Origin of the sequence: Micromonospora sp. NBC_01655 (assembly GCF_026339755.1) — a bacterium.
Lineage (GTDB): Bacteria > Actinomycetota > Actinomycetes > Mycobacteriales > Micromonosporaceae > Micromonospora.
The window spans coordinates 4,799,394-4,814,678 of sequence record NZ_JAPEQF010000001.1 but is presented as its reverse complement, the minus strand read 5'-3'; the positions used below and the strand labels follow the sequence as shown (position 1 = coordinate 4,814,678).

The following is a 15,285-nucleotide window of genomic DNA, read 5'->3' as shown; positions in this document are numbered from 1 at the left end:
TCGCTCCTCCGCGGGTCAGAGTCCGGTCAGCGGCCGGACCGCGTTCGCCCGGTCGACGAGGACGCCGTGGTCGTTGGGCGTGCGTGCCTGCCGGGCCAGGGCGCGCAGGGAACTTTCGAGCAGCGTCCGTACCGAGCGCTCCGACACCTCGCCGCCGAGCGTCCCGCCGCCGGCCAGCCCGTCGGCGCCGTCGGCCAGCAGCAGGTCCAGGGCCGCCTGCCGGATCGCCGCGGTCATCCGGTCCCGGGACTCCCCGTGCCGGGCGCCCGCGTCCAGCCGCAGCTCGTCGAGGCGGCGGACCGCCTCGTTGACCTCGGCCGCCTCGGGCGGGTCGGTGCCGAGCCACGTCCCGAGCACCCGGACGGCGGCGATCCGGGCGGCATCGTAGTGCCGCGAGACGCGGGGGACCTCGTCGAGACAGCGCACCGCCGCTGCCCGGTCGCCCTCGGCCAGCCGGAGCCGGGCCAGCCCGAACGCGGCGCTGGCCGCCGACTGGTCCCGGCGCCACACCGCGTGGTAGTACCTACCCGCCGGCTCCGCCTCACCCTGCTGCTCGTGGCAGTAGCCGAGCGCCAGCTTCGGCGTCACCTCGCCCGGCAGTTCGCGGTACGCCTCGTCGAACCACCTGGTGGCCCCGGCCACGTCGGACCGGGTCAGCGCCAGCAGCCCCTCGTGCCAGGTCAACCGCCAGTCGGCCACCGCGTCCTCGCCGAGCAGGGCGCGGGCGGCGGCCAGCGCCTGCCCGGCCGGGCCCGGCTCGGCCAGCTCCAGGTGGGCCCGGCAACGGGCCAGGTGCAGCTCGACCGACTCCGCCTCGACGGCCGCGAGCCGGGCCAGCAGGCCGCGCGGGTCCAGGGTGCCGATCAGGGCCAGAGCCGGCGTGGCCGGGTCGCCGGCCGCCGGCCGGGGCACCGGCAGGCCGACGGCCACGGCGGCCGGGCCCGGGCGGCCGTGGTGCGGCAGCTCATCGGTGGCCGGTTCGATCCAGGCGGCCAGCGGCGGCACCGCGCCGAGCCCCGCGTCGAGCAGCGCGGCGGTCGGCGCGAACACGGCCGACGGCTCCTGCGCCCGGTCCGCCGGCAGGTCCCGCAGCAGCTCGCGCAGCACCCCCCTGAGCTGTTCGGACATCTCCGTGGCGGACGCGAAGCGCCGCCGCCATCCCGCCTTGGCCCGGCCGACCAGTCGGCGGAAGGACTCCTCCCCGACCGGGTCGGGGGCGAGCGGTCGGGCGAGGGGCTTGCTCAGCTCCTCCAGCAGGACCCCGACCGCGTACAGGTCCGACCGCGCGGTGAACCCGTGCGTCGCCATCTCCTCGTCGCTGACCCGGTACGGGTGGGGGGTGCGGATCCGTGGGCTGGTGTCGTCGTCGGCCCGGCGCGCCCCGCCGAGGTCGATCAGCTTGATCCGGTCCCCGGTCCGGATGGCGTTGCCCGGGTGCAGGTCGGTGTAGAGCAGGCCCTTGCCGTGCAGGTACTCCAGCGCGGTGAGGATCTCGTGGCCGTACGCGAGGATGTCCACCAGCGACAGCGTGACGCCCGGCTGGCCCAGGCGGACGGCCAGGAGCAGCTCGTGCAGCGACATCCCGGCGAGGTACTCCATCACGATGTAGCTGGTCTGCCCGCCGAAGAGCCGGTCCTCGGCGGTGACGAAGTTGAAGATCCGGACGATGTTCGGGTGATCCAGCGTGGTCAGGAACCGCCGTTCGGAGACCTCGATCGCCAGCGCCCCCGCGCTGGTCTTGTTGAGCAGCCGCTTCAGGGCGACCGGGTTGCGGTCCAGGTGGGTGTCCTCGGCGAGGTAGACCTGCCCGAGGCCGCCCTGGGCCAGGTACCCGACCACCTCGTACTGGTCGGCCACCAGGTCGCCGGGGTGCAGGGCGGACACGAACGCGAAGGGCGTCCCGCAGGCGGGGCAGTAGCCATGGTCGAGCCGGTCGGCCCCACCCCGACCGACCCGGCCGCCGCACCGGGTGCAGGACCGGCTCTCCTCGGGCACGCTGAGCGGGGGCGAGACCCGGCCGTGTCGGGGGAAGGACAGCACCGGCAGCGACACGAGGCCGGCCACGGTCCAGGAGCTGTCCCCGACCGGCTCCCCGGCCGCCGGACCGTCCGGGAACGCGGGCGGCGTCGCCGGGCGCCCGGGCTCGGGCGCGAGGCCGCAGACCGTGCAGAAGCCGTCGGTGTCGACGGCGCCGGGGCATCCGGGGGTACGCGGACAGCGCATCAGGACGGCTCTCCCTCCTGCCGGTCACCGAGGGCGCGCCGGACCTGGTCGGCGTACCCGTGCACGGCGGCGGTGGCCTCGGTCAGCTCGCCGGGGCCGGCCCAGAGCAGGTCATGGGCCCGCCGGTAGGCCGCCCCCAGCCCAGGGTGCTCGGTGAGCCCGCCGGCCACCGCGCGGGCCCGTTGCGCGTCCAGCAGCCCCCGCAGCCGCTGGTGCGCGGACGCCAGTTCGGTCAGCCGCCGCCGCAGTTCCGCCATCTTGTGCAGGGCCCGGTCGGTGGCCCGCTCCACGGCGGCCAGGTGTTTGGCCAGCGCACCCGGGTCGGGCTGGCCGGCGGCGGCGCGTAGGGCGGTGAGCCGGACCCGCAGCCGGGTGGCCCGGGCGGGCACCGTCGGCAGCCCGGTCAGCAGCGCCGCCAGCTCGCTGTGCTGCGCGCGGGCCAGCTCCTCGGCGGCGCGCAGCCCGTTGATCCGCCGGGCGAGCAGCCCGAGCCGGACGTCGATCGCGGGGGCCCGGAAACCCAGCAGCACCCGCAGGTCGCGTTCGGCCGCCCGGTCGACGATCGGCCCGACCACCTCGGCGAGGAGCTCCTTGGGGTCGTTGGACTCGTCCACGCCGTCGATCAGCACCGATCGCGGCACCGCGGCGCCGACCAGGTCGCCCACCGGGCCCGTCGCCTGCTCGCCCGCGCCGACGAACTCCAGGATCCGCTCGGCCAGCTCCCGGGGCGGCTTGCCGGTGGCGTCCAGCGAGAGGTCGATGCTGCCCAGCGGCGGGACGGTGGGGTCGCCGTCCGCCTCGGCCGGGCCGGCCGAGGCCGGCCGCAGCTCCCGGTTGGACAGCACCACCGCCCGGCGCAGCGCGGCCGACACCGTGGACCCGGGTCGGCCGGTGACGATCACCAGGACGTTCTCGGGCGAGCGGCGGGCGTAGAGCCGGGCGATCCGCAGCGCGGCCGGGCCGTCCCGGTGGCCCGCGCCGAGCGAGGTGAGCTCCCCGTCCACCGAGGACCCGCCGACGACCCACCGCGCGACCGCCGGCACATGGCGCAGGATCGTCTCGACCGGGACCAGGTACGAGCGGCCGGCGGCCGGGTCGCTGTAGTAGGAGACCACCATGCCGACCACGTGGCCGGTCCGCTCGTCGACGGCCGCCGCCCCGCTGAAGCCGCTCCGCACCCACAGCCCGGGGTTCGCCGGGGTCATCTGCACCTGCTCCCCGCCCGGCCCGACCTGCCCGTCGAGGACGGCGTGGACGGTCTCGCCGTCGCTGAACTCCCTCGGGAAGCCGAAGGCGTAGACGTGTTGCTGCCAGAGGGGGAGTCGGCGCAACTCTGCGCCCTGCTGGTCGGGGACCGGATCCGCCAGTTCGAGCAGGGCGACGTCGCCGTGGCCGTCCTTGTCGAGCGGAGCCCACCCGCCGGGCGTCACGCGCGCCGACCGGGCGGCCAGGTGCGGCAGCCGGACCAGGTCGACCCTGACCCGGGTGGCGGGCGGGTCGCCCGTCGCCGCCCCCCGCCGGCCGGCCGAGCTGTCAATCACGTGGGCGCAGGTGAGGACGTGCCGGTCGCCCAAGAGCGTCCCACTGCCCAGGATCAGGCCGCTGTCGCCACGGATGCGGACCGGCCATGGCTGACGGCCATGACTCTCCTTCACCCAGAACATCCTATTCGCTCAGTCCCTACCCGGTGGGGCGCGGCATCGACCGGTGTAAGAAATGCGACTCGGGCGCGGAGCGTGGCTCCCGGCCAGGTGGCCGACTGTGGGTGGCGCAGTGCCACGGCCGCCGGGGCCGTCGGGGTACCGGGGGCAGCGACCACCTCGGGGAATCGGGCCCGATATCCGCTGGCGGCCCGGGCCCCGGGGTGGCTAGCGTGCCCGGCCATGGAGATTCGCGCGGAGCGGCCCGAGGACCACGAGGCCGTACGGGAGGTGCACCGGCGGGCCTTCGGCGACCACGGCGGCGTGGTCGCCGACCTGGTCGACGCCCTGCGCCGCGCCGAACCCGACGCGTTGTCGCTGGTCGCCGCCGACGAGGGCGGGGTGGCCGGGCACGTGCTGCTGTCCCGGAGCCTGCTCGACGCGCCGCGCCGGCTCGTCGGAGTGCAGGTGCTCAGTCCGCTCGGGGTGCTCCCCGAGCGGCAGCGGCGGGGCGTCGGCGCGGCGCTGGTCCGGCGCGCCCTGGCGGTCGCCGGCGAGCGGGGCGTGCCGCTGGTGTTCCTGGAGGGCGACCCGGGCTACTACCCGCGCCTCGGGTTCGTCCCCGGGGCGTCCCGGGGGTTCCGCAAGCCGTCGCTGCGCATCCCCGACGCGGCGTTCCAGGTCGCGGCGCTGTCCACGTACGAGCCGTGGATGACCGGGACGTTGGTCTACGCGGCGACGTTCTGGGAGCTGGACTGCGTGGGGCTGCGCGACCCGGGGCCGTGACGGTTGGCCGGTGGCGTCGCCCCCGCCGGGGTGGGTGGGCGGCTACGCTCGGCCCGGTGACGATCACGGGGCAGCCGGCCGCGCCCGCCTCGCTGGGGCGCAGCCGCGGCTTCAACGCGTTCTGGTCGGCGCAGATCCTCTCCGTGCTCGGCGACTCGTTCGCCCAGCTCGCCGTGCCGCTGCTGGTGCTCGACGCGACCGGCTCGATCGCCACGGCCGGCCTGCTCACCGGCGTGTCCGGCACGGCGGCGGTGGTCGCCGGCCTGTTCGCCGGAGTCGTGGTGGACCGGTGCGACCGGCGGGCGCTGCTGATCGGCGCCGACGCGGCGCGGATGCTGCTGTTCGCGGTGATCCCGCTGGTCTGGTGGCTGGCCCCGGCCCCGCCGGTCTGGCCGCTGTTCGTGCTGCTGCCCCTGGCCGCGGCGATTGGAATGGTGTTCCAGGTCGCCGCCGTCACCGCGATGCGCGGCCTGGTCCCCGGCGCGGAGCTGACCCGGGCGAACGGCCGGCTTTACGCGGGCGGCGCCCTGGCCTCCGTCGTGGGGCCGGCGCTGGCCGGCGCGGTGTCCGGCTGGCTCGGCCCGGCGGGCGCGATCGCCGTCGACGCCGCGAGCTTCGGGCTCTCCGCGGCCCTGCTGACGCTGGTCCGGCTGCCCCGGCGGACCGCCGCAGCAGCCGAGCAGGGGGAACGGACGGGACCCTGGGCGGAGTTCCTCGCCGGGGCGCGGTTCCTGCTGCGGCACCCGGTGCTGCGCCCGCTGACCGGGCTGCTGACCGTCTTCATCCTGCTCACCTACGGCATGGACGACGTGGTGATCTACCACCTCAAGCACGGGCTCGGCCAGAGCGACGGCACGGTCGGCCTGGTGCTGGCCGCCGGCGCGGCCGGGACGGTGACCGGCTCGCTGGCGGTCGCCTCGCTGCGCCGCCGGTTCGGCTTCGCCGCGTGCTGGACCGGCGCGGTGGCGCTCACCGGCGTCGCCGTCGTGGCGCTCGCGCCGACCCGCCGGCCCGCCGAGGTCGGCGCCCTGCTGCTGGTCTACTTCGGCTGCCTGAGCGTCGGCGGCATCTGCTCGCTGTCGCTGCGCCAGGAGGTGACGCCGGAGCACCTGCTCGGCCGGGTCACCGCCGCGTTCTGGACGATCCACTTCTCCCTCGGCGGCCTCGGCGCGGCGGCGTTCACCTGGCTGGCCCAGCACCACGGCACCACGCTGACGTTCGCCCTGGCCGGGACCGGTGGCGTCGCGGTCGCCCTGGCCGCCCTGTTCACCGCCGTCCGCCGCGCGGCCCCGGCCTGAGTGCCCCCGCCCCGGCCGGCGGGCGTCACCCGACCGGGTGATCCCCGGCAGTTCCCGCTCCGGGTCGGAACACCGCTGCCAGACTCGGCCGCATGTCCAGCACCGGGGAGATCATCACGCTCAGGGACGGTCGGCGGGCGATGGTGCACCGGCTCGGTGCGGAGGCCGGCAGGCGGGTGGTGGTGTTCTGCCACCCGGCCCCGGGCGCCGGAGCGTTCGATCCCGACCCGGCCGCCACCCGCGCGGCCGGGGTCACCCTGCTCGCCCTCGACCGGCCCGGCTACGGCCGCTCCGACCCGGCCACCGGGTGGGCCGACGTGCCGTCCGCCGCCGACGATCTCGCCGAACTGCTGGACCAGCGGGGCCTGGGCCCGGTGCCGGTGGTCGGGTGGTCGGCCGGCGGCCGGGTCGCCCTGGCGCTGGCCGCCCGCCGGCCGGAACTGGTGCGCCGGCTCGCGGTGCTGGCCACCCCCGCCCCGGACGAGGAGGTCCCCTGGGTCGACCCGGGGCAGCGGGAGCAGCTGGCGGCGCTGCGCGGCCAGCCGGTCGAGCAGGTCCGGGACCGGCTCGACGCCGAACTCGCGGGCCTGGTCCCGGCCGATCCGCAGGATCCGCAGGCGTTGCGGACGCTGCTCGGGGCGGGCCCGGCCGACGAGGCCGCGCTGGCCACCCCCGGTGCCGCCCGGCAGTTCGCCGACCTGCTCGCCACGGCGTTCGCGCAGGGCGCGCGGGGGCTGGTCGACGAGATCGCCGGGTACGTGCTGCGCCCCTGGGGCTTCACGCCCGACCAGGTGCGCGCGGCCACCCTGCTGCTGTACGGCGCCGACGACGCCCTGGCCGGCCCGGAGCACGGTCGCTGGTGGCGCGACGCGCTGCCCGACGCCCGCCTGGAGGTCGTCCCGGACGCCGGTCACCTGCTGGTGGTGCCGTCCTGGGCGCGGGTCCTCGACTACCTGGTCGGCCCGCCGACCCGGGCCACCTCTGCCCGGGAGGCGGTCGCGTACATCCTGCGTGCCCCGTGACCCCCGTGGCTCCGGCCGGCCCGTGCCGCCCACCGGCCGGTGGCGCCGATCGTCGGCACCAGCCGCCGGGCCGCCTGCGACCCCGCGACTGGGCACGGGCCGGGGCGACCACTGCGAGCAGCAGCCGGGCGCCCTCCGGTGGCGCGGAACGTCAGCGGATGTTGGCGGTGTGGCCGAGGGAGTAGCGGCCGGGCTGGGGCCAGACGGTGAGCCCGTGCGGGCCGGCGCCGACCGGTATCCGGGCGAGCAGCTTGCCGTCGCTGGTGCGGATCGCGTAGACCTCGTTGTGGAAGCGGCCGGACAGCCACAGGGTGCCCCCGTCGGCGGAGAGACCGCCCATGTCGGGGCTCCCTCCACCGGGGATCTTCCAGGTGGTGACGGGTTTGAGGGTGGCCAGGTCGAGCACGGTGATGCTGCCGGCGTCGCGGTTGGTGACGTAGGCGAGCCTTCCGTCGCGGCTGAAGTAGATGCCGTGGGCGCCCTTGCCGGTGGGAACGAACGCGGTCTGCCGGGTGGCCTGGGCGTCGAAGACGTACACGCCGTGGGCGTGCATGTCGGCGACCAGGAAGTGCTGTCCGTCCGGGGTGAGCCGGGTGTCCTGCGGCATCCCGTCGGGCGTCTCGGTCAGCCTGAACTCGCGCAGCTTGTCCAGCGTGGTGGTGTCCAGCACGATCATGCGGTTGGCGAACTCGCAGCTGAACAGCATGACCTTTCCGTTCGCGGAGTAGTCCATGTGGTTGATGCCGCCGCACGAGGGGAACCGCACCGACCGGGTCCGCTGCCAGGTGCCCAGGTCGTACAGGTCCAGTCGCTGGTACGCCTCGGCGACCACGATGGCCTGCCGGCCGTCCGGGGTGAAGTAGAGGTTGTAGACGTCCTCCAGTTTCCGGAACGTCCCCGGCTTGCCGGTGCGGGGGTCGATGGGCACCAGGCCGCCGTCGGGAATCTTGCTGGAGGCCACGTACAGCGTCCGCAGGTCGTAGGCGGGCACGACGTGCTGCGGCTCGGGGCCGCCGGGGAACGTGTCGACCACCTGGTACGTGGCCGGGTCGATCACCGACACGTCGTTGCTCTTGGTGTTGGGCACGTAGACCAGGGCCCGGTCGGACCGCACCGGCTCGGCCAGCATGCCCGGTCCCACGGCCGCGTAGACATCGCCCGCCTTCGGGTACGCCGGCATGCCCGCGACCAGCGGGCCGAAGGGCGACCCGGTCGACGCCGGTGCGGCGGAGGGCGGCTTCCGTTGTTCGCCGTCGGCGACGGTGCAGCCGTGGGCGGCCAGCAGCGCCACTCCCAGCAGGGTTACGAGCTGCACTCTCCGCACGGATCCAGCGTAGCGCCTGATAATACGCAAAAGGGTTCTTTGTGAACGGAGTGGACCGACCGGGGCTCTCCGGCCGCGGTGCCGGCCCGGCGCCGGCTCAGCTCGCCTCCTCCGGGGCGGGAAGCAGCGCCAGGGCCAGCGTCAGGTCCAGCACGGTCGCCGGGTCGTGCAGCCGCTCGCCGTACAGCTCCCGCACCTTGGCCATCCGGTAGCGCACGGTCTGCGGGTGTACGAACAGGGCCGCCGCCACGTCGTCGCGGCGGCCCTGGTGCAGCAGCCAGGCGCGCAGCGTCTCGGCGAGCCGGTGGGCGGTGGCCGGCGGCAGCGACGCCAGCGGACGCAGCACCTGGGCGCGCAGGTCGGCCAGGGCCTCCGGGTCGGTGCTGAGCAGCAGCTCGGCGAGGTGCTGCTCGGTGTCCAGCGGCGCGTCGGCGCCGGCCCGGGGCAGCCCGAGCAGCAGCGCCCGGGTCGCGCGCTCGTACGACCCGGCCACCCGGTGCCACGGCCGGGCGGGCCCCAGCACCGCCCGGTGCCCGCGCAGCACCCGGGTGAGCTGCCGCCGCCGCCCGCCGTGCGCGTCCGGCACGAGCAGCACGGCCAGCTCCTCGGTCGGGTCCACCCCCGGCATGTCCTCCCCGCTCTCCAGGGTGTGCGGGCTCAGGGCGGTCAGCACGGTGCGCAGGCCGCTGCGGGGCAGCAGCACGACGGTCAGGGTCTGCGGCACCGGCCAGTCCGCCCGCTCGGCGCCGCGCCGCAGCACGTCCTCGGCCTCGCCGGCCAGTAGCTGTTGGGTCAGCCGTTCCAGGGACCGCCGGCGGGCCCGGCCGACGCTGGCCAGCTCGTCGGCGTGCCCCGCCACGCTGGCGGCGGACAGCTCGTCGATGTAGGCGAACATCAGCTCGGCGAACTCGGCGACGGTCGCCGCGGCGAGGCCGCTGCGCACGGTGGTGGTGGAGACCTCCCGCCAGGCCACCCGCGCCCCCACCCGGTACGCGGCCAGCAGCGCGTCCATGCTGCGACCGGAGCGGGCCTCGCCGCTGCCCAGCGCGTACGCGGCCTCCAGCGCCGGGGCCAGCGGGGTGCTCGGGTCCGACGCCTGGGGACGCCCGATGAGCTGGAGGAACGTGCCGAGCGCGATGCGTACCGCGTTCTCGATCTTCTCCCGCATCTGCCCGGTCAGGGTGCCGGAGTAGGCGGGCACCTCGGCGGTGATGGCGGTGATCGTACGCTCGGCGACCAGGGGCAGCGCGGCGCGCAGCCGGGCGGCCATCGGCTCGTCCAGTTCGAGGTGGGCAGCGCGGCGGCTGGTCCCGGACCCTTCCGACATCGATTGTTCTCCCGGAACAAACCCCTGCGGTTGTTTCACCTTCCTTGGCCAAGATGTTATGCGATCGTGCCCGTCACCCTGGTCGTATGACCACCACCGTCCCGCGCCCGTCCGGCAAGCTCACTGTCCGGGACAGGCTGTTCCGGCTCGCCGAGACGGTCACCACGCCCCTGCTGCCCGAGGACTACCTCGACCTGGTCGCCCCGCTGCGCTCCGGGGCCGCCCTGCGCGGGCGGATCGTCGACGTCCGTCCCGAGACCCGGGACGCGGCGACGGTGACCATCCGCCCCGGGCGGGGCTGGCGCGGGCACACCCCCGGGCAGTACGTCCGCCTCGGCGTGGACGTCGACGGGGTCCGCCAGTGGCGGGCGTACTCGCTCACCTCCGTCCCCGGCCGCCGCGACGGGCTGATCTCGGTCACCGTGAAGGCGATCCCGGACGGCCGGGTCAGCAACCACCTGGTCCGCAGGGCCACGCCCGGCACGCTGGTCCAGCTCGACCAGGCGCAGGGCGACTTCGTGCAGCCCGCGACCGCCCCGGAGCGGATCCTGTTCGTCACCGCCGGCAGCGGCGTCACCCCGGTGATGGGGATGCTCCGCGCCGGCGCGACCGGTTCCGCCGACGTCGTGCTGGTGCACTCCGCGCCGACCCCGGCCGACGTGGTGTTCGCCGACGAGCTGCGCGGCCTCGCCCGGCAGGGCGCGATCCGCCTCGTCGAGCGGCACACCGACACCGACGGCGTGCTGGGCGTGGCCGAGCTGGCCGACCTGGTGCCCGACCACCTCGACCGGCAGACCTGGGCGTGCGGCCCGGTCGGCCTGCTCGACGCGATCGAGGCGCACTGGGCCGGCCACGGGGTGGCCGACCGGCTGCACACCGAGCGGTTCCGGCCCACGGTGATCTCCCCCGGCGCCGGGGGCACGGTCACCTTCACCCGGGCCGGGGTCACCGTCGGCGCCGACGGCGGCACCGCCCTGCTCGACGTGGGTGAGGGCGCCGGGGTGCTGATGCCGTCCGGGTGCCGGATGGGCATCTGCTTCGGCTGCGTGGTGCCGCTGCGCCAGGGCGCCGTCCGCGACCTGCGCAACGGCGACGTCACCACCGCCGTCCCCGGCGACGGCGTGCTCATCCAGACCTGCGTGTCGGCGGCGGCCGGTACCTGCGACATCGACCTCTGACAGGAGAACCGGATTTGACCGCGATCCAGAAGAAGCCCGTCAACCCGATCGCCCACCTCACCGCCGAGGACATCGAGACGCTGGGCCGGGAACTCGACGCCATCCGCGACCGGGTGATCGCCAGCCGGGGAGAACGGGACGCCGCCTACATCCGTCGGGTGATCTCCACCCAGCGCCGGCTGGAGCTGGGCAGCCGGGCCGTGCTGCTGTTCTCGCTGTTCCCGCCGGCCTGGCTGGTCGGCACCGCCGGCCTCGCCGTGGCCAAGATCCTGGAGAACATGGAGATCGGCCACAACGTCCTGCACGGCCAGTGGGACTGGATGCGCGACCCGAAGATCCACTCGACCAGCTGGGAATGGGACCACGTCTCCCCGGCCGAGCAGTGGAAGCACTCGCACAACGAGCTGCACCACACGTACACCAACGTGCTCGGCAGGGACAACGACCTCGGGTACGGCATCATGCGCGTCGACGAGGACCAGCGGTGGCACCCGATCCACCTCGGCCAGCCGCTGTGGAACCTGATCAACGCCTGCTTCTTCGAGTACGGCATCGCCGCGTACGACCTGGAGCTGGGCCGCAACCTGCGCAAGGGACGGCACAAGGCCCCGGAGTTCCGGGCCCGGGCCCGGGCGGTCGGCCGCAAGATCCGCCGCCAGTTCCTCAAGGACTACATCGTCCACCCGCTGCTGTCCGGCCCGTCGTTCCTCAGCACCCTGGCCGCCACCTTCACCGCGAACCTGATCCGCAACCTGTGGAGCCACTCGGTGATCATGTGCGGGCACTTCCCGGAGGGGGTGGAGACCTTCGAGAAGACCTCCATCGAGGGGGAGACCCGGGGCGAGTGGTACCTGCGGCAGATGCTCGGCTCGGCCAACATCAGCGGCAGCCGGCTGATGCACATCATGACCGGCAACCTGTCGTTCCAGATCGAGCACCACCTCTTCCCGGACCTGCCGAGCAACCGCTACCAGGAGATCGCCCCGCAGGTGCGCGCGCTGTTCGCGAAGTACGGCCTGACGTACACCACCGGGCCCCTGCCGAAGCAGGTCGCCTCCGCCTGGTGGAAGGTCATCCGGCTCTCCCTGCCCGACCGGGCCACCCCGGCCGCCAGCCGCCCGGCCGACGACCTGCCCACCCCCGCCCTCGCCGAGGTGTAGGGCGGCCGGTGTCCGACCCGGGCGCTATCGTCCCGGCATGGCCAACCGCTGCTACCTCTTCGTCACCGACCACGAGGGCATCTGCCCGGACTGGGCGGACGTGCCGGACATCGCCCGGCAGGTGCTCGCCGAGGACGTGTGCGGCGTCCCGCTGCTGTGGCTGGCGATGTTCCGGCCGGGCGACCTGGTGACCGCGACGTTCCCCGCCGACTTCGACGACGAGGAGGACGTGACGGTCACCGCTCCGCTCGCGCCGAAACAGCGCGCGCTCGACCAGCTCGACGCGGCGCTGCCCGTGCTGGCCCGCGTCTTCGCCGACGAGGGGCCGCTGGACGGGCACGCCGCGCTGCTGCGCGCGGGCGTGGCGGCCATGCCGGGCGCGTTCGTCACCGTCAACCCGTACGAGATCGCCGTGCTCGACGACGAGCGGGCCTGGTACGACAACCTGCGCGCCGGCCTGGCCGGCCTGGACCGCCCCGGTGGCCCGCAGGCCGACCGGCGGCGCCTGGCCGACCTGGCGCAGTTGCGGCCGGGCCGGCCGTTCCCGCCGGCCCGGCTGCTGCTCGACCAGCTCGACGCGACCGACGACGACTGGTGGAACCACACCCGCCTGCTCGGTTCCGGCTTCGGCCGGCCGGCACCGTGGGAGCAGCGCGACGCCACGCCGCAGGGCGCGCCCGCCCCGGCCTGACCCCGTCCCGCGCCGTCAGCCCGCCGGTCGAGCGGGGGCCGCCGGGTCGGACGTCGCGCCGGCCGGGGTGGGCCTGGTCGGGGCAGCCGGTCGGGCGCCGCCGCCGCCGCGCCGGCGGCGCAGCACCAGCCAGGTGCCGAGGATCGCCAGGGAGACCAGCGGGGCGGGGTGGCCGAGCAGCGCGGCGACGGCGAGGTCCGCCGCCACTCCGGCGACCGTGGCGACGAAGACCCAGCGGGGCGCGGTGTCGTGGGCGGCCCGGCGGCGGTCCCTCGGCATCCACCGGGTGGTCGACCAGGGCTTGGCCACCGACACCCAGGCCTGGAACGCGATGGCCCCGGCCATCAGCGCGGATCCGGCAGCCAGCGGCACGGCCGGCCCGGCCCGGCCCGCGGCGGCGGCCGAGGCGGACCCGGCCAGGGCATCGCTGAGGACGAAGATGCCCAGGTGGAGCTGGACCAGGGTGATCGCGAACTTCACCAGCACCCAGCGGTACCGGAAGAACCCCCACGGGGTGGCGGCGGCGAGCATGAACCCGGTGAACGCCGAGGCGTTGGCCAGCGGCGCGAGCAGCCTGCCGTCGAGTACCTGGGCCATGGCCGTGGCGCTGACGGCGACGTCCCGACTCGGGGTCGTGAGGCTGGTGGTCACCAGGACGAAGATGGCCAGGGCCTGCGCCATCCAGCCCACCGAGGTCGTCACGTGCAGCCACAGGGCGAGCTGACGCCAGCCTCGCACGGATCGAGATGCCATGTGCCCCACGCTGCCACCGCCGTCGTCCGTCCTCCATCGGAGGAAACCCGCGATCGCGACGCGCACCGTCTTAAGGGGATTCCCTGGGCCGCCCCCTGTTCGCCAACCCTACTGACTGAGGTCTGGCCGGCGGCATGACCACCTCCAAGCCCTGCCGGGCGCGGCCGGTCACCTAGGCCCGGGCGGGCGGCTGCCCGGCGCGCAGCCGGTCGCGGACCTCCCGGTGGAGGACCTTGCCGAACTGCGAGCGGGGCAGGTCCTCGACCACGAACACCCGGCGGGGGACCTTGTAGCCGGCCAGCCGCTCCCGGCAGCCGGCCCGCAACGCGGCCTCGTCGGTGTGCGCGCCGGGACGCAGGACGACGGCGGCGACGACCTCCTCGGCACCGTGTTCGCCCGGCAGGCCCACCGCGGCGGCGTCCCGGACGCCGGGCAGCCGGCGCAGCGCGTCCTCCACCTCGGACGGATAGACGTTGAAACCGCCGGTGACGATCAACTCCTTGATCCGGTCGACCACGGTGACGAAGCCGTCCGCGTCCATCGTGACGACGTCGCCGGTGCGCAGCCAGCCGCCGGGCAGCAGCGCCCGCGGGGTCTCCTCGGGCCGCCGCCAGTAGCCGGCGAACACCTGCGGGCCGCGGACCAGCAGCTCGCCGGCCTCGCCGAGGCCCCGGTCCCGCGTCGGGTCGTCGGGATCGACCACGCGTACGTCGGTAGAGGGGAACGCCACCCCCACGGTGCCGGGCCGCCGGGCCGGGGAGACCGGATTGGCCAGGGTGATCGGCGAGGACTCGGTCATGCCGTACCCCTCGACGAGCAGGCCGCCGGTCACCGACTCCCACAGCTCGACCGTGGCGGGCGGCAGGGCCATCGCGCCGGAGATGGCGTACCGCAGGGAGGTGAGGTCGACGCCGCGCTCCCGGGCTGCGGCGGCGAGCTTCTCGTAGATCGGCGGCACGGCGGGCAGGAAGGTCGGCGGGCGGCGGCGGACCGCGTCGAGGACCTGGTCGACGTCGAAGCGGGGGAACAGCACCATCGTCGCGCCGATGCCCATCGAGAAGGTCAGGCAGAGCGTCACGCCGTAGACGTGGAAGAGCGGCAGCACCGCGTACACCGTCTCCTCGCCGTCGCGCAGGCCAGGCACCCACGCGCGGCCCTGCGCGGCGTTGGTGCGCAGGTTGCGGTGGCTCAGGATCGCGCCCTTCGGGGCCCCGGTGGTGCCGCCGGTGTACTGGAGCAGCGCGGTGTCGTCCGGGTCGGGCGCGGGATGGTCGGCGGGCAGCGGCTCCGCGGCGGCGAGCAGGTCGGCCCAGCGCAGCGCCCCCGGGGCGGGGCCGGTCAGCGCCGCCCGGGTCGCCCTGGTGCGGCGCAGTGGCAGCCGCAGCGCCCACCGTTTCGCCCGGGGCAACGCGGCGGTGAGGTCCACCGCGACCACCGTCCGCACCGCGCCCCGGTCGCGCACCAGCGGGGCGACCTTGTCCCAGACCACCGCCACCCGGGCACCGTGGTCGGTGAGCTGCCGATCCAACTCTCCGGCGGTGTAGAGCGGGTTGTGCTCGACCACCACCGCGCCCAGCCGCAGCGTCGCGTAGAAGGCGACCGCGTGCTGGGGGCAGTTCGGCAGCACCAGCGCCACCCGGTCGCCCCGGGAGACGCCGAGTCGGCGCAGCGCCTCCGCCGCGCGGGTCACCTGGTCGGCCAGCTCCGCGTACGTGGTGGTGGCGCCGTAGAAGTCCAGGGCCACCCGGGGACCGAACCGGCGGGCTGCGTCCCGGATCAGGCCGACCAGCGACCCGGCGGGCTCGGCGACGGTGGCCGGCACGTCGGGCCCGTAGCTGCGCAGCCAGGGGCGGTCGGCGGTGTCGTGCACTCGGATCTCCTCG

General features: G+C 75.3%; 12 protein-coding genes. 6 read left to right on the top strand and 6 right to left on the bottom strand.

The window, feature by feature from the left end; all coding sequences use genetic code 11:
• Positions 1-15: 15 nt before the first annotated feature.
• Together OOK41_RS21860 and OOK41_RS21855 are read right to left on the bottom strand one after the other, a co-directional pair.
• Positions 16-2,223, bottom strand: coding sequence for a serine/threonine-protein kinase (locus OOK41_RS21860; protein ID WP_266266523.1), 2,208 nt, complete (start codon positions 2,221-2,223; stop codon positions 16-18).
• Complete coding sequence (locus OOK41_RS21855) at positions 2,223-3,887, bottom strand: trypsin-like peptidase domain-containing protein (protein WP_266266522.1); 1,665 nt, start codon at positions 3,885-3,887, stop codon at positions 2,223-2,225. Before OOK41_RS21855 ends, OOK41_RS21860 begins: the two co-directional genes overlap by 1 nt.
• A gap of 219 nt (positions 3,888-4,106) precedes the next feature.
• Here OOK41_RS21855 and OOK41_RS21850 point away from each other — a divergent pair, with 219 nt between their 5' ends.
• The 3 genes from OOK41_RS21850 to OOK41_RS21840 all read left to right on the top strand — a co-directional run bounded on the left by OOK41_RS21850 (position 4,107) and on the right by OOK41_RS21840 (position 6,969).
• Positions 4,107-4,649, top strand: a complete 543-nt coding sequence (locus OOK41_RS21850) for a GNAT family N-acetyltransferase (RefSeq protein ID WP_266266521.1) — start codon at positions 4,107-4,109, stop codon at positions 4,647-4,649.
• Positions 4,650-4,705: 56 nt separating this feature from the next.
• On the top strand, positions 4,706-5,947 hold the full coding sequence (locus OOK41_RS21845) for an MFS transporter (protein WP_266266519.1): 1,242 nt from the start codon (positions 4,706-4,708) through the stop codon (positions 5,945-5,947).
• A 92-nt stretch (positions 5,948-6,039) separates the two neighbouring features.
• Positions 6,040-6,969 (top strand): alpha/beta fold hydrolase, encoded by a 930-nt coding sequence (locus tag OOK41_RS21840; RefSeq protein WP_117667842.1) that lies wholly within the window; start codon positions 6,040-6,042, stop codon positions 6,967-6,969.
• 151 nt (positions 6,970-7,120) lie between these two features.
• On the opposite strand, the gene OOK41_RS21835 is transcribed toward OOK41_RS21840, so the two are convergent.
• Positions 7,121-8,293, bottom strand: coding sequence for a YncE family protein (locus OOK41_RS21835; protein WP_243639399.1), 1,173 nt, complete (start codon positions 8,291-8,293; stop codon positions 7,121-7,123).
• 97 nt (positions 8,294-8,390) lie between these two features.
• Entirely contained in the window at positions 8,391-9,620 is a 1,230-nt protein-coding gene (locus tag OOK41_RS21830) for a CdaR family transcriptional regulator (RefSeq protein WP_266266518.1), read from the bottom strand.
• 86 nt (positions 9,621-9,706) lie between these two features.
• Between OOK41_RS21830 and OOK41_RS21825 the strand changes: the two genes are divergently transcribed.
• The 3 genes from OOK41_RS21825 to OOK41_RS21815 are packed head-to-tail and all read left to right on the top strand — an operon-like array spanning position 9,707 to position 12,649.
• A complete protein-coding gene (locus OOK41_RS21825; protein ID WP_266266517.1) occupies positions 9,707-10,798 on the top strand; it encodes a ferredoxin reductase in 1,092 nt (363 codons plus the stop codon).
• A gap of 14 nt (positions 10,799-10,812) precedes the next feature.
• Entirely contained in the window at positions 10,813-11,958 is a 1,146-nt protein-coding gene (locus OOK41_RS21820; RefSeq protein WP_266266516.1) for an acyl-CoA desaturase, read from the top strand.
• Between the two features lie 37 nt (positions 11,959-11,995).
• The gene (locus OOK41_RS21815; protein ID WP_266266515.1) at positions 11,996-12,649 is read left to right on the top strand and encodes a hypothetical protein; all 654 of its coding nucleotides are present in this window, start codon (positions 11,996-11,998) and stop codon (positions 12,647-12,649) included.
• A gap of 15 nt (positions 12,650-12,664) precedes the next feature.
• Here the strand turns inward: OOK41_RS21815 and OOK41_RS21810 are convergent, their stop codons facing one another.
• Together OOK41_RS21810 and OOK41_RS21805 are read right to left on the bottom strand one after the other, a co-directional pair.
• Positions 12,665-13,402, bottom strand: coding sequence for a hypothetical protein (locus OOK41_RS21810; protein ID WP_266266514.1), 738 nt, complete (start codon positions 13,400-13,402; stop codon positions 12,665-12,667).
• 172 nt (positions 13,403-13,574) lie between these two features.
• Positions 13,575-15,272: a long-chain-fatty-acid--CoA ligase gene (locus OOK41_RS21805; RefSeq protein ID WP_266266513.1), complete on the bottom strand. Its 1,698-nt coding sequence runs from the start codon at positions 15,270-15,272 to the stop codon at positions 13,575-13,577.
• Positions 15,273-15,285 lie beyond the last annotated feature (13 nt).